The sequence below is a fragment of the Pseudomonas sp. F-14 TE3482 genome, from assembly GCF_053629455.1.
Window position 1 is genome coordinate 5,205,289 of the sequence record NZ_JBRJII010000001.1, and the last position, 20,204, is coordinate 5,225,492.

General features: G+C 59.9%; 22 protein-coding genes. 9 read left to right on the top strand and 13 right to left on the bottom strand.

Annotated features, from left to right (window positions below):
* The first annotated feature begins 229 nt into the window (after positions 1 to 229).
* From AB7M26_RS23390 to AB7M26_RS23415, 6 genes are read left to right on the top strand one after another with little or no spacing between them, the layout of a single operon-like run.
* Positions 230 to 3,160 carry a monovalent cation/H+ antiporter subunit A gene (locus AB7M26_RS23390; RefSeq protein WP_123494186.1) on the top strand — a complete coding sequence of 977 codons (2,931 nt, stop codon included), beginning with the start codon at positions 230 to 232 and terminating at the stop codon, positions 3,158 to 3,160.
* Entirely contained in the window at positions 3,160 to 3,504 is a 345-nt protein-coding gene (locus tag AB7M26_RS23395; RefSeq protein WP_008029186.1) for a Na+/H+ antiporter subunit C, read from the top strand. Before AB7M26_RS23390 ends, AB7M26_RS23395 begins: the two co-directional genes overlap by 1 nt.
* A complete protein-coding gene (locus AB7M26_RS23400; RefSeq protein WP_123494184.1) occupies positions 3,501 to 5,186 on the top strand; it encodes a monovalent cation/H+ antiporter subunit D in 1,686 nt (561 codons plus the stop codon). Before AB7M26_RS23395 ends, AB7M26_RS23400 begins: the two co-directional genes overlap by 4 nt.
* Positions 5,183 to 5,671 (top strand): Na+/H+ antiporter subunit E, encoded by a 489-nt coding sequence (locus AB7M26_RS23405; RefSeq protein ID WP_123494182.1) that lies wholly within the window; start codon positions 5,183 to 5,185, stop codon positions 5,669 to 5,671. Before AB7M26_RS23400 ends, AB7M26_RS23405 begins: the two co-directional genes overlap by 4 nt.
* Positions 5,668 to 5,946 (top strand): K+/H+ antiporter subunit F, encoded by a 279-nt coding sequence (locus tag AB7M26_RS23410; protein ID WP_123494180.1) that lies wholly within the window; start codon positions 5,668 to 5,670, stop codon positions 5,944 to 5,946. Before AB7M26_RS23405 ends, AB7M26_RS23410 begins: the two co-directional genes overlap by 4 nt.
* Complete coding sequence (locus AB7M26_RS23415; protein WP_123494178.1) at positions 5,943 to 6,305, top strand: Na+/H+ antiporter subunit G; 363 nt, start codon at positions 5,943 to 5,945, stop codon at positions 6,303 to 6,305. Before AB7M26_RS23410 ends, AB7M26_RS23415 begins: the two co-directional genes overlap by 4 nt.
* A gap of 125 nt (positions 6,306 to 6,430) precedes the next feature.
* On the opposite strand, the gene AB7M26_RS23420 is transcribed toward AB7M26_RS23415, so the two are convergent.
* From AB7M26_RS23420 to AB7M26_RS23435, 4 genes are all read right to left on the bottom strand, one after another.
* Positions 6,431 to 6,868, bottom strand: coding sequence for a DUF3995 domain-containing protein (locus AB7M26_RS23420; protein ID WP_123494176.1), 438 nt, complete (start codon positions 6,866 to 6,868; stop codon positions 6,431 to 6,433).
* Between the two features lie 228 nt (positions 6,869 to 7,096).
* The gene (locus tag AB7M26_RS23425; protein ID WP_123494174.1) at positions 7,097 to 8,113 is read right to left on the bottom strand and encodes an ABC transporter substrate-binding protein; all 1,017 of its coding nucleotides are present in this window, start codon (positions 8,111 to 8,113) and stop codon (positions 7,097 to 7,099) included.
* A 119-nt stretch (positions 8,114 to 8,232) separates the two neighbouring features.
* On the bottom strand, positions 8,233 to 8,436 hold the full coding sequence (locus AB7M26_RS23430; protein WP_008012114.1) for a hypothetical protein: 204 nt from the start codon (positions 8,434 to 8,436) through the stop codon (positions 8,233 to 8,235).
* Positions 8,436 to 8,906, bottom strand: a complete 471-nt coding sequence (locus tag AB7M26_RS23435; protein WP_008067697.1) for a hypothetical protein — start codon at positions 8,904 to 8,906, stop codon at positions 8,436 to 8,438. Before AB7M26_RS23435 ends, AB7M26_RS23430 begins: the two co-directional genes overlap by 1 nt.
* 410 nt (positions 8,907 to 9,316) lie before the next feature.
* Between AB7M26_RS23435 and AB7M26_RS23440 the strand changes: the two genes are divergently transcribed.
* The 3 genes from AB7M26_RS23440 to AB7M26_RS23450 all read left to right on the top strand — a co-directional run bounded on the left by AB7M26_RS23440 (position 9,317) and on the right by AB7M26_RS23450 (position 10,343).
* Positions 9,317 to 9,565, top strand: coding sequence for a hypothetical protein (locus AB7M26_RS23440; RefSeq protein WP_123494172.1), 249 nt, complete (start codon positions 9,317 to 9,319; stop codon positions 9,563 to 9,565).
* A gap of 157 nt (positions 9,566 to 9,722) precedes the next feature.
* Positions 9,723 to 9,953 carry a hypothetical protein gene (locus AB7M26_RS23445; RefSeq protein WP_008067701.1) on the top strand — a complete coding sequence of 77 codons (231 nt, stop codon included), beginning with the start codon at positions 9,723 to 9,725 and terminating at the stop codon, positions 9,951 to 9,953.
* A 150-nt stretch (positions 9,954 to 10,103) separates the two neighbouring features.
* On the top strand, positions 10,104 to 10,343 hold the full coding sequence (locus tag AB7M26_RS23450) for a DUF2789 domain-containing protein (RefSeq protein ID WP_063343278.1): 240 nt from the start codon (positions 10,104 to 10,106) through the stop codon (positions 10,341 to 10,343).
* Between the two features lie 26 nt (positions 10,344 to 10,369).
* On the opposite strand, the gene AB7M26_RS23455 is transcribed toward AB7M26_RS23450, so the two are convergent.
* The 9 genes from AB7M26_RS23455 to AB7M26_RS23495 form a co-directional block, all read right to left on the bottom strand.
* Positions 10,370 to 11,974: a methyl-accepting chemotaxis protein gene (locus AB7M26_RS23455; RefSeq protein ID WP_123494170.1), complete on the bottom strand. Its 1,605-nt coding sequence runs from the start codon at positions 11,972 to 11,974 to the stop codon at positions 10,370 to 10,372.
* A gap of 246 nt (positions 11,975 to 12,220) precedes the next feature.
* Positions 12,221 to 12,625, bottom strand: a complete 405-nt coding sequence (locus tag AB7M26_RS23460; RefSeq protein WP_007907888.1) for a TraR/DksA family transcriptional regulator — start codon at positions 12,623 to 12,625, stop codon at positions 12,221 to 12,223.
* Between the two features lie 327 nt (positions 12,626 to 12,952).
* The gene (locus AB7M26_RS23465; RefSeq protein WP_007907889.1) at positions 12,953 to 13,975 is read right to left on the bottom strand and encodes an ABC transporter permease; all 1,023 of its coding nucleotides are present in this window, start codon (positions 13,973 to 13,975) and stop codon (positions 12,953 to 12,955) included.
* Positions 13,976 to 14,031: 56 nt separating this feature from the next.
* Complete coding sequence (locus AB7M26_RS23470; protein WP_123494373.1) at positions 14,032 to 15,597, bottom strand: sugar ABC transporter ATP-binding protein; 1,566 nt, start codon at positions 15,595 to 15,597, stop codon at positions 14,032 to 14,034.
* A 69-nt stretch (positions 15,598 to 15,666) separates the two neighbouring features.
* The gene (locus AB7M26_RS23475; RefSeq protein WP_007907891.1) at positions 15,667 to 16,593 is read right to left on the bottom strand and encodes a sugar ABC transporter substrate-binding protein; all 927 of its coding nucleotides are present in this window, start codon (positions 16,591 to 16,593) and stop codon (positions 15,667 to 15,669) included.
* Between the two features lie 52 nt (positions 16,594 to 16,645).
* Entirely contained in the window at positions 16,646 to 16,816 is a 171-nt protein-coding gene (locus AB7M26_RS23480) for a hypothetical protein (protein WP_185022027.1), read from the bottom strand.
* A gap of 144 nt (positions 16,817 to 16,960) precedes the next feature.
* Positions 16,961 to 18,013, bottom strand: coding sequence for a Gfo/Idh/MocA family protein (locus AB7M26_RS23485; protein ID WP_123494168.1), 1,053 nt, complete (start codon positions 18,011 to 18,013; stop codon positions 16,961 to 16,963).
* Positions 18,014 to 18,146: 133 nt separating this feature from the next.
* A complete protein-coding gene (locus AB7M26_RS23490) occupies positions 18,147 to 19,007 on the bottom strand; it encodes a sugar phosphate isomerase/epimerase family protein (protein ID WP_123494166.1) in 861 nt (286 codons plus the stop codon).
* Positions 19,008 to 19,159: 152 nt separating this feature from the next.
* Positions 19,160 to 20,185 carry a Gfo/Idh/MocA family protein gene (locus tag AB7M26_RS23495; protein WP_123494162.1) on the bottom strand — a complete coding sequence of 342 codons (1,026 nt, stop codon included), beginning with the start codon at positions 20,183 to 20,185 and terminating at the stop codon, positions 19,160 to 19,162.
* Between the last annotated feature and the right edge of the window lie 19 nt (positions 20,186 to 20,204).

A 20,204-nucleotide genomic window follows, 5' to 3' on the forward strand; every position in this document is an offset into this window, starting at 1 on the left:
CATGCTCTGCGTGGGAATGCAGCCCGGGACGCTCCGCGTCCCAAGAGCGGACGCAGAGCGTCCATTGAGGCATTCCCACGCGGGAGCGTGGGAACGATCGATAGCGATCTGAAACAATGATAAACACGAATTTGCCGTTTACTTTGTAGGATTCTGCGACAGCTTGGCGTTTGGTGATCGGGGAGCTGGCACGTATGATGCTTCACAAACTTCCGCAGATTAGAAGCCTATGTCTCTGATAGTTCTACTGCTTCTGCCTTTTATCGGCAGTTGTCTGGCAGCCTTGCTGCCGCACAACGCGCGTAATACCGAATCGCTGTTGTCTGGCCTGGTTGCCCTGATCGGCACCGTCCAGGTCGCGCTCTTGTACCCGCAAATCGCCGATGGCGGCGTGATCCGCGAAGAGTTCTTCTGGCTGCCCAGCCTGGGCCTGAACTTCGTTCTGCGCATGGATGGTTTCGCCTGGCTGTTCTCGATGCTGGTGCTGGGCATCGGCACGCTGGTTTCGCTATACGCCCGCTACTACATGTCGCCGGACGATCCGGTGCCGCGTTTCTTCGCGTTTTTCCTGGCGTTCATGGGCGCCATGCTGGGGTTGGTGATCTCCGGCAACCTGATCCAGATCGTATTTTTCTGGGAGCTGACCAGCCTCTTTTCATTCCTGTTGATCGGCTACTGGCACCATCGCGCCGATGCGCGACGTGGTGCCTATATGGCATTGATGGTCACCGGTGCCGGTGGCTTGTGTTTGCTGGCGGGGGTCATGCTGCTTGGCCATGTGGTGGGCAGCTATGACCTGGACAAGGTCCTGGCCGCCGGCGATCTGATTCGCGCACATGCCCTCTACCCTATTCTGCTTCCCCTGATCCTGATCGGCGCCTTGAGCAAAAGTGCGCAATTCCCCTTCCACTTCTGGCTACCCCACGCCATGGCGGCGCCGACACCGGTCTCGGCGTATTTGCACTCGGCGACCATGGTCAAGGCCGGGGTCTTCCTGCTCGCACGCCTGTGGCCGTCGCTGTCCGGCAGTGAAGAATGGTTCTACATCGTCAGCGGGGCCGGCGCTTGTACGTTGTTGCTCGGCGCTTACTGCGCGATGTTTCAGAACGACCTCAAGGGCCTGCTGGCCTACTCGACCATCAGCCACCTGGGCCTAATCACCCTGCTGCTGGGGCTGAACAGTCCGCTGGCCGCCGTGGCCGCGGTGTTTCATATTCTCAACCACGCCACCTTCAAAGCCTCGTTGTTCATGGCCGCCGGGATCATCGACCACGAAAGCGGCACCCGGGACATTCGCAAACTCAGCGGCCTGATCAAACTGATCCCGTTCACCGCCACCCTGGCCATGGTCGCCAGTGCCTCCATGGCCGGCGTACCGCTGCTCAACGGTTTCCTGTCGAAAGAAATGTTCTTCGCCGAAACCGTGTTCATCAACGCGACGGCCTGGATAGAGATGACCCTGCCGATCGTCGCGACCATCGCCGGGACGTTCAGCGTGGCTTACTCCCTGCGCTTCACCGTTGATGTGTTCTTCGGCCCGAGCGCCACCGACCTGCCGCACACCCCGCATGAGCCGCCACGCTGGATGCGCGCGCCGGTGGAGTTGCTGGTGTTCACCTGTCTGGTGGTGGGGATCTTCCCCGCTCAAGTGGTCGGCCCGTTGCTCGCGGCGGCGGCATTGCCGGTGGTGGGCGGTACGCTGCCTGAGTACAGCCTGGCGATCTGGCACGGCTGGAACGCGCCGATGATCATGAGCCTGATCGCCATGTCCTGCGGCATCATCCTCTATCTGCTGTTGCGCAATCAGCTCAAGCGCGGGCGTTTCTCGCACCCGCCGGTGATCAGCCACTTCAATGGCAAGCGCCTGTTCGAGCGCAGCCTGGTGATCATGATGCGCCTGGCCCGTCGCCTGGAGCGGCGGGTCAGCACCCGGCGCCTGCAAACCCAACTGTTTCTGGTGGTGCTCGCCGCGGTGCTGGCCGGGTTGATCCCGATGCTGCACAGCAGCCTGAGCTGGGGCGACCGTCCGAAGATTCCGGGCTCGATCGTGTTCGTGATCCTCTGGCTGCTGGCGATTGCCTGTGCCCTTGGCGCGGCGTGGCAAGCCAAGTATCACCGGCTCGCGGCCCTGACCATGGTCAGCGTCTGCGGCCTGATGACCTGCGTGACCTTCGTCTGGTTCTCGGCGCCGGACCTGGCGCTGACGCAACTGGTGGTCGAAGTGGTGACCACAGTGCTGATCCTGCTGGGCCTGCGCTGGTTGCCGCGACGGATCGAAGAGGTGTCGCCGTTGCCGAGCAGTCTGCGCAAGGCACGCATCCGCCGTATCCGCGACTTGCTGCTGTCGATCGCGGTCGGTGGCGGCATGGCGTTGCTGTCCTACGCGATGCTGACCCGCCAGACGCCCAACGACATTTCCTCGTTCTACCTCAGTCGCGCCCTGCCCGAAGGCGGCGGCAGCAACGTGGTCAACGTGATGCTGGTGGACTTCCGTGGCTTCGACACCCTCGGCGAAATCACCGTGCTGGTGGCGGTGGCCCTGGCTGTGTTCGCCCTGCTGCGACGCTTCCGCCCGCCGAAAGAAAGCCTGCAACTGCCGGCCCAACAGCGCTTGCTGGCGCCCGACGTGGTCACCGACCTGGTCAACCCGCGTCACGCCAGCGACACCGCGCTCGGTTTCATGATGGTGCCAGCGGTGCTGGTGCGTCTGCTGCTGCCGATTGCGTTTGTGGTGTCGGTCTACCTGTTCATGCGCGGGCACAATCAACCGGGAGGCGGTTTCGTCGCCGGTCTGGTGATGTCGGTGGCGTTGATCCTGCAATACATGGTCGCCGGCACCCAGTGGGTCGAGGCACAAATGAGCCTGCGGCCGCTGCGCTGGATGGGCACCGGGCTGCTGTTCGCCACGGTCACCGGGCTCGGGGCGATGGTGGCCGGGTATCCATTCCTTACCACTCACACCTGGCATTTCGCATTGCCGCTGCTCGGCGAGATTCACATCGCCAGCGCGCTGTTCTTCGACATCGGTGTGTACGCCGTGGTGGTCGGCTCGACGCTGTTGATCCTGACCGCCCTCGCCCACCAATCGGTACGCGGTCATAAAACCAGCGCGCAACCCAAGCCCATGGCCAAAGCGGCTGCCACGCAAGGAGCCATCTGATGGAAGAAGTCATCGCAATCGCCATTGGCGTGCTGGCCGCGTCCGGCGTGTGGCTGGTGCTGCGACCACGGACGTTCCAGGTGGTCATGGGCCTGTGCCTGCTGTCCTACGGCGTCAACCTGTTCATCTTCAGCATGGGCAGCCTGTTCATCGGCAAGGAGCCGAACATCAAGGACGGCGTGCCTCAGGATTTGCTGCACTACACCGACCCGCTGCCGCAAGCGTTGGTGCTGACCGCGATCGTCATCAGCTTCGCCATGACCGCGTTGTTCCTGGTGGTGCTGCTCGCCTCCCGGGGCCTGACCGGTACCGACCATGTGGATGGCCGGGAGCCTAAAGAATGAATCCGATGGCGCACCTGATCGCAGCCCCCATTCTGCTACCGCTGCTGACCGCCGCGGTGATGCTGATGCTGGGCGAAAAACACCGCCCGTTAAAGGCCAAAATCAATCTGTTCTCCAGCCTGCTGGGGCTGGGCATTGCCGTGATGCTGCTGCAATGGACGCAAACCACCGGCGTGCCGGGCTCCATCGGTGTGTACCTGCCGGGCAACTGGCAGGTGCCGTTCGGTATTGTGCTGGTGGTCGATCGTCTGTCGGCGCTGATGCTGGTGCTGACCGGGATCATCGGCGTCAGCGCCTTGCTGTTCGCCATGGCCCGCTGGGACGGTGCGGGTTCGAGTTTCCACGCGCTGTTCCAGATTCAGTTGATGGGCCTGTATGGCGCCTTCCTGACGGCAGACCTGTTCAACCTGTTCGTATTTTTCGAAGTGCTGCTGGCCGCCTCTTACGGGCTGATGCTGCACGGTTCGGGCCGGGCGCGGGTGTCGTCGGGGCTGCATTACATTTCTATCAACCTGCTGGCCTCGTCACTGTTCCTGATTGGCGCGGCGCTGATCTACGGCGTCACCGGTACGCTGAACATGGCCGACCTCGCGCTGAAAATCCCGCTGGTGCCGGAAGCCGATCGCGGCTTGCTGCACGCCGGCGCGGCGATTCTGGCGGTGGCGTTCCTGGCCAAGGCCGGGATGTGGCCGCTGAACTTCTGGCTGGTGCCGGCCTACTCCGCGGCCAGCGCGCCCGTGGCGGCGATGTTCGCGATCATGACCAAGGTCGGCGTCTACACTTTGCTGCGTTTGTGGACGCTGCTGTTCTCCGGCCAGGCCGGGGCATCCGCGTATTTTGGTGGCGACTGGCTGATCTACGGCGGCATGGCGACCATCGTTTGCGCCGCCGTGGCGATCCTCGCCGCGCAACGCCTGGAGCGCATGGCCAGCCTGAGCATACTGGTGTCGGCAGGCATTCTGTTGTCGGCCATCGGTTTCGCCCAGCCGAACCTGATCGGCGCGGCGCTGTTCTATCTCGTCAGCTCGACCCTGGCCTTGAGCGCGCTGTTCCTGCTGGCCGAGTTGATCGAGCGTTCGCGTTCAGCCAATGAAATGCCACTGTTCGATGATGGCGAGCTGCTGCCACGGCCCCTCGAATCCTTGCAGCCGCCCAAAGGCTTCAACCTTGATGACGAACAGAAAGCCGTGGTCGGACAAGTGATTCCCTGGACCATGGCTTTCCTCGGTTTGAGCTTCATCGCCTGCGCCCTGCTGATCATCGGCATGCCGCCGCTTTCCGGGTTTATCGGCAAACTCAGCCTGCTCAGCGCCCTGCTCAATCCGCTGGGTCTGGGCAATGGCAACGACGAACCGGTGTCGAACCGCGCGTGGGGGTTGCTCGCCCTGTTGATCTTGTCCGGTCTGGCCTCGTTGATCGCTTTCTCGCGTTTGGGCATCCAGCGTTTCTGGACCCCGCAAGAGCGGCCGTCGCCCTTGCTGCGGCGCCTGGAATGCGTGCCAATCGTCGTTCTGCTGGGGCTGAGCATTGCGCTGACGTTCAAGGCCGAACCGCTGCTGCGCTACACCCAAGCGGCGGCCGTGGCATTGAACAACCCTCAGCAATACGTGATGGCGGTGCTCGAAACCCGTGTAATTCCAAGCCCGCAAGCCAAGACAGCGCTGCTGGAGGTGCAACCATGAAGCGCCTGTTTCCTGCACCTTGGTTGTCGTTGGCGCTGTGGCTGCTGTGGCTGGTTTTGAACCTGTCGATGAGCCCCGGCAATCTACTGATGGGCGCCATGCTGGGGTTCTGCGCGCCGTTGATGATGCGCAAACTGCGGCCACTGCCGATCCGCATTCGTCGGCCAGGGGTGATCCTGCGTTTGTTCTTGCTGGTCGGGCGCGACGTGATCGTGTCCAACCTCGCCGTGGCCTGGGGCGTGCTCAACGCGGGCCGTCGTGCGCCCCGCTCGCGGTTCATCAAGGTGCCGCTGGATTTGCGCGATGCCAACGGCCTGGCGGCGCTATCGATGATCTGCACAGTGGTGCCCGGCACGGTCTGGTCGGAACTGGCGCTGGATCGCAGCATTCTGTTGCTGCACGTCTTCGATCTGGATGACGAAAGCCAATTCATCCAGCACTTCAAGACGACCTACGAGCGCCCCTTGATGGAGATCTTCGAATGAGCGCATTGCTGTCGAACGCGATCCTGCTGAGCCTGTTCATCTTTTCGATGGCAATGATTCTGACCCTGATCCGGCTATTCCAGGGCCCGTCGGCCCAGGATCGGGTTCTGGCCCTGGATTACCTGTACATCATCGCCATGCTGATGATGCTTGCGTTGGGTATTCGTTATGCCAGTGACACTTATTTCGAGGCGGCGCTACTGATCGCCCTGTTCGGCTTCGTCGGCTCGTTCGCCCTGGCCAAATTCCTGCTGCGTGGCGAGGTGATCGAATGAGGCCTGAATTGTCTCTGTGGGTGGAAATTGCGGTGGCGATTCTGCTGGTGCTGAGCAGCCTGTTTACGCTGATCGGCGCGGCCGGACTGCTGCGGATGAAGGATTATTTCCAGCGCATGCACCCACCGGCGCTGGCCTCGACCTTGGGCGCGTGGTGCGTGGCGCTGGCTTCGATCATTTACTTTTCGGCGCTTAAGTCGGCGCCGGTGCTGCATGCCTGGCTGATTCCGGTTCTGCTGTCGATCACCGTGCCGGTGACCACGTTGCTGCTGGCCCGGGCGGCGTTGTTTCGCAAGCGCATGGCGGGGGATGATGTGCCGGCTGAGGTGAGTAGCCGGCGCACGGAAACCGAGAGCTAAGTTCAAACGTTTTTGTGGATTGGGCTGACCTCATCGCGAGCAGGCTCGCTCCCACATTGGATCTTCAGTGTTCACAAAATCCCTGTGGGAGCGAGCCTGCTCGCGATGGCAATAGTCAGGTCGGCTCAGACCCAGGCCACTGCCAACAACCCCGCGCCCAACACCACACACAGCGGCGAATACGCCCATGTGTCGAGCCGGGCAAACTTCGAATCCTTGACCTGCTTGAAGAACCCCACCAAATTCGAATCGCCGATCGCCCGGGCGAACATCAGCATCGCAATCGCGCTGATCACCCATTGCAGCGACCAGTGATGCACCGTGGGCAGATACAATCCGACCCGCAGGCACACCAGCATCGCGATCAGCAGTAAACCCACCGCCACCAGCAACGTGGCAAAGCCCGACGGCTTGAACGCCGGCCTTGATGCCTCACCGCCCTCCCCGGGCACGCGCGGCACCGCCGCCTCGCTGCCCCATTTGCCACCCGCCGCCCAATACAGGTGGACCAGGCTGATCAATAAAAAGATTGCAGCAATCCATTGCGCGACCAAAAGACTCATATTCAGGCATCCGGTGTGAAATGTTGCAGCAGGATGAACTTCCTTACGCGTTTTTGTAAGGCTATTCGTCATTGACGGAGTTCCCCTTGTGGGAGCGGGCTTGCCCGCGAAGACGGCGGCACATCCAACCTGGAGGTGACTGACGAACCGCTTTCGCGAGCAAGCCCGCTCCCACACTGGATTCGCGTCGGCCAGGAATACCGGGATCAATCCAGTCCTCTGCCCCCTCTATTTCAGGGCGGCAGAAACTTTATCCGCCACATCCTTCGGCACCCAGGCCTGCCATACGTCCGGGTGCGCCTTCATGAAAGCCTCTGCCGCTTGACGTGGCGGGGTGTGTTTTTCGCTCATGTCAGCCAGGGCCTTGTTCAACGCTTCGATCGGTAAATCGACCTTGGTGAAGAACTCGGTAATCTGCGGGTATTGTTTTTGAAATGGCGTGGACACGCCGATGGACAGTTTGGAGGGCAGCGAGCGCGTCGGTTTCGGGTTGGGGTTGTCCGCGTCGGTCAGGGTTTTCCAGGCGTCGGCGTCGAACGGTGGCTCTTGCAACTGAATCAGCTTGAAGCGACCGAGCAACGGTGTCGGCGACCAGTAATAGAACAGGACTGGCTTGCCGCGACGAATCGACGAACTGATCTCTGCATCCAGTGCCGCCCCGGAACCACTGCGAAAATTCACGTAACTGTCGTCCAGCCCATACGCCTTGAGCTTCTGCTTGTTGACCACTTCCGACGTCCAGCCGATCGGGCTGTTGAGAAAACGCCCCTTGCCCGGGGTTTCCGGGTCTTTGAACACGTCTTTGTAGCGTGGCAGATCACTGATACTGCGCAGATCCGGCGCCATCGGCTTGATGCCCTTGGCCGGGTCGCCCTTGATCACATACTCCGGCACCCACCAGCCCTCAGTGGCGCCCTTGACCGTATCGCCCAGGGCAGCGACTTTGCCCTCGGCCTCAGCCTTGACCCAGACCGGACTGCGACCGGCCCATTCCTCGCCAATAACCTGAATGTCATTGTTGGCCAGCGCGGTCTCCAGGGTAATGGTCGTCCCCGGCAAGGTGTCGGTCGGCAAGCCATAGCCCTTCTCGACGATGATCCGCAGGATATCGGTGATCAGGCTGCCGCTTTCCCAGTTCAGGTCGGCGAAATGGATCGGCGCCTGGGCAGCGAACACCGGAACGGGTGAAGCCAATAAACCGAACGTGGCCAGGGTAGCGGCCAGCAACCGTCGAAATCCCCTCATGCTTTTGCACCTCGCGCTGTTCACAGCAATAGCAGGATGGCCTGACAAAGAAGACCGCAAGCCTCTGGATACTCAGTCAATTGACTGTAGTAGAGGTTCCTGCTTTCGAGGGGACTGGATTACTTTTCGCAAGGTTCCTGCAAGCGCGCAAGCTCTCTTCTGACCATGCTGGCGTACGCCGCCGGACGCAGCAGGTAGATCTGTGACGCCACCCAATTCAGCCAGCCCCCCTGCAGAACGGCCTTTTGAGCCAACAGGCGCTGCGCCTCGGCGTGGGCACTGGCCTGGTTCTGCTCGTGGAAATCGGCGCGGGTCAGGGTCATTACTCGCTGGCCTTGAAGGTCACCAGTTCGCCCTTGCGCCACTTGGCGGCCTTGGCGGTCACCGCTTTCAGGGTTTTGGTCAGGCCTTCCTGCAATTGTTGATGGGCCGCAAACACCATCACCACGCTATGACCTTCCTTGAACACAATGCCGTGGCCGTCTGCAGTGGTCACGAACGCGTAATCCCCCAGCCCGTACACCGTCAGTTTGATTTCGCGGAACTTGATGTCCAGCTTGCCGCCTTCGCGACTGGGCAATACGGAAGCGCTGAAATGATCGCCGACCTTGAGTTTAAGCCCTGGCTTGTCATCCACCACCAGCGCTGCTTCGGTGTCGAGCTCGGCAATGTAAATGCCTTCAGCGTTCTGTTCGGTGATGTAGACGAAACGTGACTGGAACTGTTTAACCAGCTTTGCGCGCAAATCACCCAGTACGAACAAAGCATGCATATCGAGATTACTTACTGCCAAGGAAACATCCCCACATCTGAAAATGACGCCATACGCCGGAAACGCGCACAGCAGAAAAAAGCGGCAATGCCGAGGTGTAGCCAAATGACCCGGGTCGAATCCTGGAATGAGCAGAGGGCCCATTCATCGCGAGGTTTGAGAAGATTACTGGAACATCCCTCACGTCGTCCTGCCTGGCGGTCGTCAGATGTTGAAGGAAAACGTCCTTCTGACGGCCAGAAAAAACCGGATTACCAACTTTAGGGAAAAATCTCTTTAAAAAAAGCACTTTTCCGACATATCGCCAGTAAAAAATTGCTTTAGATGGGCATCAATCGCCAACCATCAATGGCGATTCTAGAGCAGCCATGCTCACCGAGACTACCCATAACACCGTACACACGTCGGTAAAACCACGAAAAGGACTTCATATGTGCACACTGACTCACTTTGCCCAGCCTCACATCCGACACACAAATGGCTCGTCATCTCTGCATTCGATGGTGTTCCACGAGCAGGATTTCCTGCCTGAAGAGCGTCTGCTCCCACGTTTTCAGGTGGTATTGGCCGGCAACGCCTTTTTCCACATCAGGGAAATATCCACCGGACGTGTAAGAGGTTTCCGCGGCAATCATAACGATGCCTGCGCCCTTGCCCGTTTACTCGAGGCACGCAGTTGAGGCACCTGCAGCGCTCACTTCTATAGACGTTTCGTCACACCGGTGACTTAACTCAGCCGCCGGCAGGCAACTACTGCCATACTGCCCGACCAATGAAACCCGCCCCCAGGGCGGACGGCGTTCAACACAACAACTATTTCCAAGGGAAGACTGCTACGTGACGGAATTTGATATCGGTGAATTTTTTATCCGGGGCGAAGCCAGAGAGGTCGAAGGCGAATTCCAGGCAGTCATTATCATGCGCGCCAAACCGCCGTTGACCACTGTGACGTCTCATCAGGTCGAAAAGGATCGCTGGTTCAAGACCGCGGATGTCGCGGCCGTTGCCGCCCAGGATGCCGCCAAGGCGCTGAAGCTTGCCGTCGATGAAGGTGCATTGAAAGCCTGATCACCGGATTTGCAGTCTATGCTCATCCCTGCTTTTGAATATCGCTATCGAACTCCTGAAGCGCGGTTCTCTCAGATGCCTCTCAGCTGCAATGAAGCCGCACCTCGGATCTCGCACTCGACGCGACGAATTATCTGCAAGGAGATGAAGATGGACTCACCCACACATGATTTGAAAGGCCTGTTCGACCAGCTCGGTCTGGACTCCAGCGAAAAGGCCATCGACGATTTCATTGCCAGTCATTCCCCCTTGGCCGATGACAAGAAACTCATCGACGCCGAGTTCTGGACCCCGCAACAAGCCGGCTTCCTCAAAGAACAACTGCGTGAAGACGCCGATTGGGCGCATGTGGTCGACGATCTGAACCTGCGCATGCACCAGATCCACTAATAACCGATAACAATTGCCGGGCCTCGTCAGCGAGGACTTTGCGGCTTGTAACCCAGGCGCAAACCACCCCAATGCCGGCCCTTGAGCATGATCGGCACCGACAGGTCGTGCATCAGTTCACCGGTATCGCGTGTGTAAGTCTGCAACAACACGGCCTGTTGATGGCTGCCACAGCGGATCCCGGTGCGGTCGGCGAATTTGCGCTTGGTGCGGTTGTGCAGGGTATCGACCTGTACGTCACCGGTCAGCGGCTGGCTGAACACGGTGTTGTGGGTCGGCACATAACCCTGCTGCGTGCAGGCGATGGCGAACACCAGGCCTTCATGGCGCGGCAGCAACGGTTCCTGAATCGCCGGCAATACCTGATCGGTGTAGCGGTCGAAACGGGTCTGGTATTTGGCCGGGCTGGTGTTGGGGATCGTCTGGTAACTGCGATCAAACAGGTCATCGAGGCTGATCCGGCCCTGATCGATATCCGCTTCAAAGCGTGCAGCAATCTGACTCGCCCCTTCGCGGGCCAGGTCGTAAATCCGCTGGTGATAGTCATCCAGCCCGACTTCGGCCAGGCGTTCGCTGATGGTTTCGGCCTGCCCTTCCATTTGCACCGCTGCCAGGGCGAGCCGCTGGGTCTGCTGGTCGCTGATCGCCAGATCGCTGCGCATCTGTTCGATGGCGTGGAACAGACTGTCGAGTTGTTCGCGGTTGGTGTCTGCGCCCTGAGCGATTTCCCCGACCTGCCTTTCGACCCCGGCGGCCAGGCGCGCGATGTTTTCCAGGTGCTGCCCGGTGTGCTCGACTTGCGCAACACCGGTATTCAGATCGCTCGCCAGTTGACGAATCTGTTCCACCACTTGCGCGGTGCGCTGCTGAATGTCGGCGACCATTTCCCCGACTTCACCGGTCGCCGTCGCCGTGCGCGCGGCCAGCCCCCGCACCTCATCGGCGACCACCGCAAAGCCGCGACCGTGCTCGCCGGCCCGCGCCGCTTCGATGGCCGCGTTCAGCGCCAACAAATTGGTCTGGCTGGCGATGGACTGAATCACCAGCGTGACCCGCTGGATATCGTCGCTGCGCAGGCTCAGCGCTTCGATCAGCTCGCGACTGCTGCTGGCACGCTCACTGAGTTGATGCATGCGCGCAATGGACTCGACCAGTTCCGTGCGCCCTGCCGCGCTGCTCTGATGAGCTTCGCTGGCCGCGCCCAAGGCTTCCCGACTGAGTTTCGACGTAGCGTGCTCGGTGGCGATCATCACTTCAGCGCTGCTGACAATCTGCGCCGCGGCGTTGAGCTGCGATTGCAGCTTGTCTGCCAGCTGCTTGACCGAATAGGCCACGCCGGCAGCCGACAAGGCGTTATGACTGGTGGTGTAGGAAAGATCGCGAGTCAATTCAGCGATGGCGCTGGAACTGTCTGCGGGGGTTGCGTCAGGGAGAGTGCGCGAGCGCAGGCGCGGCAGCCAGATAATCAGCACGGCCAACGGCAGGCCAAGGTAAAGCGACCAGCCAGCCAATACCATGCCGCACAGCAATAGCATCAGGGCGATGCTTTGCAGGGTCGGCGTCAGCCAAAGGTTTTTCGGCAAAAGTGCTGGTGCAGGCATTGCCCCAACCAGAGATCCGTCCCTCGTCATCTTCGTCACCCCACACGTCTTCTAGTTGTTGTAATCGCATTAAACGCCACTACAAAGCCATTATCTATGGTCCGTTAGTAGTGGGGGTTGCAGCAGATCAACAGAAGTGAGTGAGATTTTTCGCAGACGTCGAAAAGCAAAGATCGCAGCCTTCGGCAGCTCCTACAGAGGTTCGCATAAACCTGGAGCTGCCGAAGGCTGCGATCTTTTCAAGGCAACCCACCTTCAATGGGTTGCCTCATTGAATCAAGCCTGACGCTGGTGCTTGTCGATCTGCTCGTGACGCTCTTGAGCTTCGATGCAGTACTTGGTGGTCGGGCTGATCAGCAGGCGTTTCAGGCCGATGGCCTCGCCGCTGTCGTCGCACCAGCCAAAGCTGTCTTCCTTAATGCGTTCCAGGGCCTGTTCCAACTGAGGCAGCATGCGCTGGTCGCGATCGATCGCGTTCACCAGCCAGGTGCGCTCTTCTTCGACGGAAGCCGCGTCAGCCGGATCGGCCGGGGTGTCCAGGCTCTCGATGGCGATGCGATTCTGCTCGATGCGCTCATGGGTTTCGACTTTCATGTTCTGCAACAGCTCAGAGAAAAAAGCATGTTGCTCGGCATTCATGTAGTCATCCGCCGGCATGGCCAGCAACTTGTCCTTTGTCATTGATATCTCTATAAAAAAACGTGCATTAAGGCGAATTAGGGAGCGATCCGTTGAACCTGAAGCGTTCATTGGAAAGGCGCCGTTTATTCCAAGCGCCACCCGGCACTCAATTTACGAGGGGCGGCAGTCTAAGGCCGACTTGAGGCCTCAGCAACTGAAAAGACAGCAAATCTGTCCGACAAAGCCCTGAAAGTGCGCTACGGCAGGCTTTGAGCCGCTTATCGGAGTGCGTTTATAGCAAGAAATTCAGTCGAGCGGCTGTATATAGAAGACAAACGGCTGCGCCACGCGGGTCAGGCGTGGCGCATTTTCGTGTTTCTTCCGGCTTCAGCGCTTGAGTTTGCGCTTGTTGCGGTATTGGTCGATGACCACCGCCACCACAATAATCAGCCCTTTGATGATGTCTTGAATATAAGCATCAACACCGACAAAGGTAAAGCCGCTGGCCATGACCCCGAGGATCAACGCGCCGATCACGGTGCCGGTGATCCGCCCTACGCCACCGGCCAGGCTAGTGCCGCCGATGACCGCGGCGGCAATCGCGTCCAGTTCATAAGACATGCCCATCCCGGCCTGCCCGGTCGCGGCCCGCGCCGACGCCACCACTCCTGCCAGGCCTGCAAGCAACCCGGCGATGCTGTAGACGATCACAAGATGCCGCTTGACGTTGATCCCGGAGGTGCGCGCCGCCTGCATGTTGCCGCCGATGGCGTAGGTGTACTTGCCGTACTTGGTGTAGCGCAGGGCGATATGAAAGATCACCGCCACCACCAGAAAGATGATCACCGGCATCGCGCCGTGTCCGATGGCCGTGTAGGAATCCGAGAGCATGCTCACCGGCTGACCTTCGGTGTAGTAGCGCGCCAGGCCCCGGGCCGAGACCATCATGCCGAGGGTGGCAATGAACGGCGGAATCCCGGTGATCGCAATGATGCTGCCGTTGATCGCGCCTGCCAGCAATCCCACCCCGAGCCCGACGATCACTGGAATCCACACCGGCAAGTCAGTCAGGGACGGAAACACCGCCCGGGCAAAGTCCGAGGTCTGGGCCAGGCTGGCGGCAATCATCGCCGACAGCGCCAGCACCGAACCGGAAGACAGGTCGATACCGGTGGTGATGATGACCTGGGTCACCCCGATCGCCAGCAGGCCGATGATCGACACTTGCAGGATCATCAGCACCAGACGCTGAGAGTTCATCAGGAAGCTCTGGTCCCGCACGATCCAGCCGAACATTTCGAAGACCAGGCCGATGCCGATCAGCACCAGGAAGATACTCAACTCGGTCGGAAAGCGCCGGCGACTCTTGACCGGTACCGCTGCAGGCTTGTTTTCCAGTATCGCGTTCATAACCACTCACCCTTCTATTGCGTCGCGACGGCGGCCATGGCCACCGCCAGCATCCATTAGTGAACCGCGGACATGCCCGAGGCCAGTTGCATCACCCGTTCCTGGGTCGCTTCGCTGCGGTCGAGAGTGCCCATCAGGTCGCCCTCGTGCATGACCATGACCCGGTCGCTCATGCCCAGCACTTCCGGCAGTTCCGAGGAAATCATGATCACCGCCATGCCTTCGCTGGCGAGGTAGGAGATAAGCCGGTAGATCTCGGCCTTTGCGCCGACATCGATACCCCGGGTCGGCTCGTCAAGAATCAGGATGCGTGGATTGGTCATCAGCCAGCGCGCCAGCAAGGCCTTCTGCTGATTACCACCGGACAGCGTGTCGATGCATTGCTCCAGCGACGGGGTTTTCACCCGCAGCTTCTTGCACATGTCTTCACACAACGCCCGCAGGGCTTTCTGCTGGATGAAGCCGTTGCCGACGTAATGGGGCAAGACTGCCATTTCCATGTTTTCCAGCACCGACAGACACGGGAACAGGCCGCTGAGCTTGCGATCTTCGGTTAACAGCGCGAAGCCCTTCTCGATCGCCATGTGCGGATCGCTGATGCGCACCACCTCACCGTCGAGGCGGATTTCGCCACCGTCGCTTGGGGTGATGCCGAAAATCGCTTCGGCGACGTTGGTCCGCCCTGAGCCCATCAACCCGGCGATGCCCAGGATCTCCCCGGCATGCAGGTCGAAGGAGACGTCCTTGAAAATGCCGTCCAGCTTGAGGTCGCGTACCGACAGCAACAGATCACCAATTGGCTTCTCGCGCACCGGGAACAACTGGCTCAGCTCGCGACCAACCATCATCGAAATCAGGCTGTCGCCGTCCATGCTGTCGGCCCGCTGCAAGCCGATGTAGGCGCCGTCACGGAACACCGCCACTTCATCGGCGATGCTGAACACTTCGTTCATTTTGTGGGTGATGTAGATGATGCCTTTGCCCTGGCTCTTGAGGTCGGCAATGATCGAGAACAGATGGGCGACTTCCTTATCGGTGATGGCCGAGGTCGGCTCGTCCATGATCAGGACGTCGGAATCGTAGGACACAGCCTTGGCGATCTCGACCATCTGCCGTTCGGCGATGCTCAGGTTACCCACCTGCTCTTCCGGATCGAGGTTGATCCGCAGGCGTTCCAGCAGTTTGGCGGTGCAACGGTGCATCTCGCGATGGTCGATCATGTGCAGACCGTTGAGCTGTTCGCGGCCGATCCAGATGTTCTCGGCGATGCTCATGTGCGGCATCAGGTTGAGTTCCTGGTGGATCATCGCGATCCCGGCCTGGAGCGCAGCCAGTGGTGTTTCAAAGACCACCGGCTTGCCCCGCAGGCGCAACTCGCCGGCGTCCGGCTGGTAGATGCCGGCAATGATTTTCATCAGGGTGGATTTGCCGGCGCCGTTCTCGCCCATCAGCGCCAGCACGGAACCGGGACGTACCCGCAGCTGTACGTCGGACAAGGCCACCACACCGGGAAACCCCTTGCTGACGTTGATGATCTCCAGCAGGTACGGCTCATCGACAGGTGTTGCAGTTGGCTGGACACCCATTAACGGGGTGCTCGAAGCAGTCGCTGAAGCGAACATGATCAGGTACTCCATCAGCAAGGTCGCGTTGCAACCTTGCGTGCTTATTGTTGTTATCGAACGGACAGACTATTTGAAGGTGTCGACGTTTTGCAGCGTGATCAGGCGGTATGGCACCCACACGGCCGGCTCGACCGGTTCGTTTTTGGCCATTTTCACCGCCGTGTCGATCGAACCGTCCGCCTGACCCTTGGCGTCCTGGAACACCGAGACCAGCAGAGAGCCCTTCTTCACCGCGTTCAAACCGTCGGGCGTACCGTCGACACCGGCGATCAGCACACTGCCTTTGGCGACGCCAGCCTGTTGCAGCGCCATTGCCGCGCCAATCGCCATCTCGTCGTTGTTAGAGACCACCGCGTCGAATTTTCGGCCCTGGGTCAGCCAGTCGTTGACCAGGGTCATGCCCTTGTCCCGCGACCAGATGCCGGACTGCTCTTGCTCGATCTTGATGTTCGGGTACTTGGTCAGCACCTCTTTTACGCCCTTGGTGCGGTTGGTGGTGGAGTTGTTGGCCAAATCACCGAGCAGAATCACGATGTCGCCCTTGCCGCCCATTTTTTCGGCCAGGTACTGCATCTGCATCTGGCCGGCCTCCAGATCGTTGGAGGCGACAGTGACCACGCCTTTGGGCAGGTTCAGGTCATCGGGACGGCGATTGACGTACACCAGCGGAATACCGGCCTTGACCGCCGCTTCAGTGATTTTTTTGGTGGCGGCGGTATCCACCGGGTTGACCACAATGGCGTCGACCTTCTGACTGATGAAGCTTTCTACCTGGCTCAGCTGCCTGACCACGTCGCTGCGGGCGTCTTCGAACTGCAGCTTGACGCCATCGGGATAGGACTTGGCTTTGGTGTCCATGGATTCGCGCAGGTAGGTCAGCCAGGTGTCATCGAACTGCGACATGCTGACGCCGATCTTCATGTCAGCGAGTGCGGCGCCGCTGGCGAACATCAGGGACAAGGCCAGCGAGGCGAAACGGATCTTGGTCTTCATGAAAAGTCTTTCTCCACATTCTTGTTGGTTTTATGGATAAGGCGTGACGATTTCAGTGAGCGGGCAAGCGGACAATCGGTGCACCCGGAATACAGCAGACCAGGGCGCCGTTGCGTTCGACGCAAAGCAAGCGAAAGAAGGAATGAAACGAGACGCGAGGCAGGTCGCGAGAGAGGTGCAGCGCGGAACGTAAAGCATGCAAAGCAGGGTTGAAGGTTTTCATCGACGGTACCTGGCTTTTGTTTCTTGTTTTTGGTGCGTCCTTCACCCGTTCAAGGCCTGCTTGAGCGTGATCGGACGTTGATAGTCGGCAACCTGGAAATGACTTTATTGGAAAATAATTTCTATATCAACTCATTTTAGAATTTTATTCTGATTTTATTCCATGGCTCTCAAACGGGCTCAGTGCCACCACTTGATGTCGCTCGAAGCTGAGCCGCGCAGCGTCTAGCACGCGGGTGGTCGCCAGTGCATCACGTGCCTCGACCGGCAGTGGGCCACCGCTCTGTAACGCGGTTTGTAGCTGCAAATAGAACTGATTCCAACAGCCACGCTCGGACGGCACCCGCTCACGCACCTCGCCCTGCTCGAACCAGCCCCAGCGCCGGTGCTCTTCGACGCCCCAGCGCTCGCCTTCGGATTTCGGCGAGAGCCCGGCGAGGGTTGACGCCTCCTGCCCGTCCAGACCATCGACGCTGTAACAGCCCTGGGTGCCGGTCACGCGAAAACGCGGGCCGGGGGTGTTTTGCAGGCAACTGCCGCCCAGGTGCGAGATCACTCCGTTGGCATGGGTCAGGGACATAAAGAAGCCGTTGTCGAAGGTCTGGTCTTTTTCGAGGTAATCCAGTTCGGCGTAAACCCGGGTGACGGGGCCGAACAACAAGAGCGCCTGATCCACCAGATGACTGCCTAGATCGCGCAAAAAACCGCCGCCGCTGCCGTTGTTCACCGACTGTGGCGAATAGCGCTCGATCCGCGATTCGAAACGGGTGACCTGACCCAGCGCACCGGACTCGATGAGTTTGCGCACGGTGAGAAAGTCCGAGTCCCAGCGCCGGTTCTGGTAGACGCTCAGTTGCACGCCTTGGCGCTCAGCCATGGTGATCAGGGTTTGCGCTTGTTGCGCATCAGCAGCGAACGGCTTGTCGCTGACCACCGCCACTTCGTGTTCGATGGCGTCGAGCACCAGCGCCGGGCGACCTTTGAGTGGCGTGGAGATCACCAGCACATCGACCCCGGCTTCGACCAGTTGACCGATGCTGTCGAAGGCCGGCACACCGGGATGTTCCGTGGCCAGCAGTTGTCGGCGCTCGGCAGAACGGGTGACCACGCCTACAAAGGTCGCCGCCGGCAAACTGCTGATCAGCGGAGCATGAAAAAACCGGCCGCCATGGCCGTAACCGACAAGTCCGATACGCATGAATCAACTCCTCTTATGATCGTTCCCACGCTCTGCGTGGGAATGCCGCCATGGACGCTCTGCGTCCGCTTTGTGACGCAGAGCGTCACGGGATGCATTCCCACGCGGAGCGTGGGAACGATCGGTTACGGGGTTATTGGCAGAGTTCGCGGGTCACGCGTTCGAGCATCATGCGGTTGGACTCGTCCGGCCGGTCTTCCCAGGCGAATACCGAGACGGTCGCGATGCCATCGAACTTGATCTCGCGCAAAGTGCCGAAGAACGCTTCCCAGTCGACCTCACCCTGGCCGATGTCCAGATGCTGGTGCACGGTGGCGGTGACGCCCGGCGGGTTGACGATGTAGCGCAAGCCCGAGGACGCCTTGTGGTTGTAGGTATCGGCGATGATCAGGTGCGTCAGTTTCGAGCCGGCGTACTTGAGCATCGAGGCGATGTCACCGACACCGTCGTCATAGAAAAACGTGTGCGGCGCGGCGTAGAGGTAGTTGATCCAGTCACGGTCCAGACCGCGAATGATGTCTACCGACTCATTGTTGCGCTCGCAGAAGTCATAAGGATGGGCCTGGATATCGAGCTTGATGCCTTCGCGTTCGAACTCGGGGATCAGCTCGTCCATGGAGCGCATGAACTGGTTTTCGCACACCAGCGGGTTGTCCGACTGGCCGGTGAACTCGGTATTGACCAGTTCGCAGTCCATCTCCACGGCAATCTGGATCGCGCGCTTCCAGTTACGCACGGCGGCCACACGCAAACCTTCATCGGCGGCGGCCCAGTGGTACATCGGTAACAAGGAAGAGAGTTTGACCCCGGTGTCGCTCAAGGCTTTGCGAAATTCCTTGATCCGCGCCTTATCAACCCGTGGGGCTTTATAGAACGGCAAGAAGTCTTCCCGGGGCGACAGCTCGATGTGTTCGTAACCGAGCTCGGCAACCTTGTCGACCATCCTGCCCAGGGACAGGTTGCGGTACATGTAGGGATCAAGTGCGATGCGCATTTTTTTTGTTCTCCATCACCTTACGCTGATCGTTCCCACGCTCTGCGTGGGAACGCCGCCATGGACGCTCTGCGTCCGTTTTGTGACGCGGAGCGTCACGGGATGCATTCCCACGCAGAGCGTGGGAACGATCAGTTACAGAGGATCAGTGGTTAGCCGTAGAAATGGGGGCGGTCTGGCAGGCCGACTTTGACGATCTGGCCGCTGTTCTGCGCTTCGATGCAGGCATCCGCCGCCACCGCTGCCGCGAAACCATCCCATGCCGATGGCCCGCCGACCTGCCCGGTCCGCACGCCATCAATGAACGCCTGCAATTCGACGTCATACGCGGCGATGAACCGGTCCTTCCAGTCCATCAAAATTGCATTGGACAGCTTCGCCCCGCTGCGCAATTGAACCTGCGACGGCTCCGGCAGTTTGGCGATGCCGGTCTCCCCCACCACTTCGCACTGGATGTCGTAGCCGTACTGGCAGTTGACGAACACTTCCACATCGATGCGCGTGCCCTTGGCGGTTTCCAGCAGCACGATCTGCGGGTCTTTCAAATGGGCGTGGGCCTTGCTGGTCTTGCGCGGGAACACCACTTGCACCGACACATAATCGTCGTCGAGCAACCAGCGCAACACATCCAGCTCATGGATCAGCGTGTCGGTGATCGCCATGTCGGTCTTGTAGTTTTCACCCACGGTCGGGTTGCGGTGGGCGCAGTGCAGCATCAACGGTTCGCCGATCTGGCCGCTGTCGATCACTGCTTTCAACGCCCGATAACCCTCATCGTACGGGCGCATGAAACCGACCTGCACCAGCCGCTTGCCGTGGGCCACTTCGGCCTCGACGATCTTGCGGCAGCCTTCGGCAGTGACCGCCAGTGGTTTCTCGCAGAACACCGGTTTGCCGGCGGCAATCGCTGCCAGTACAAATTCTTCGTGGCTCGGGCCCCAGGAGGTCACGAGGATCGCTTCGACTTCCGGTGCCTTGATCAGCGCATGACCGTCGGGATAGACCTCGGCAGTCAGTTTCAGATCGGAAACGACCTTGGCCGCTTGCTGCAAATTGATGTCGGTGACCGCGACGACCTGGCTGTTGAGCAAGGTCTGGCTGCAACGACGGATGTGGTCCTGGCCGATGGCCCCGGTGCCGATAACGCCGATCCGCAACGAATTGGAAAGCAAAGACATATAAACACTCCTGTGGGTT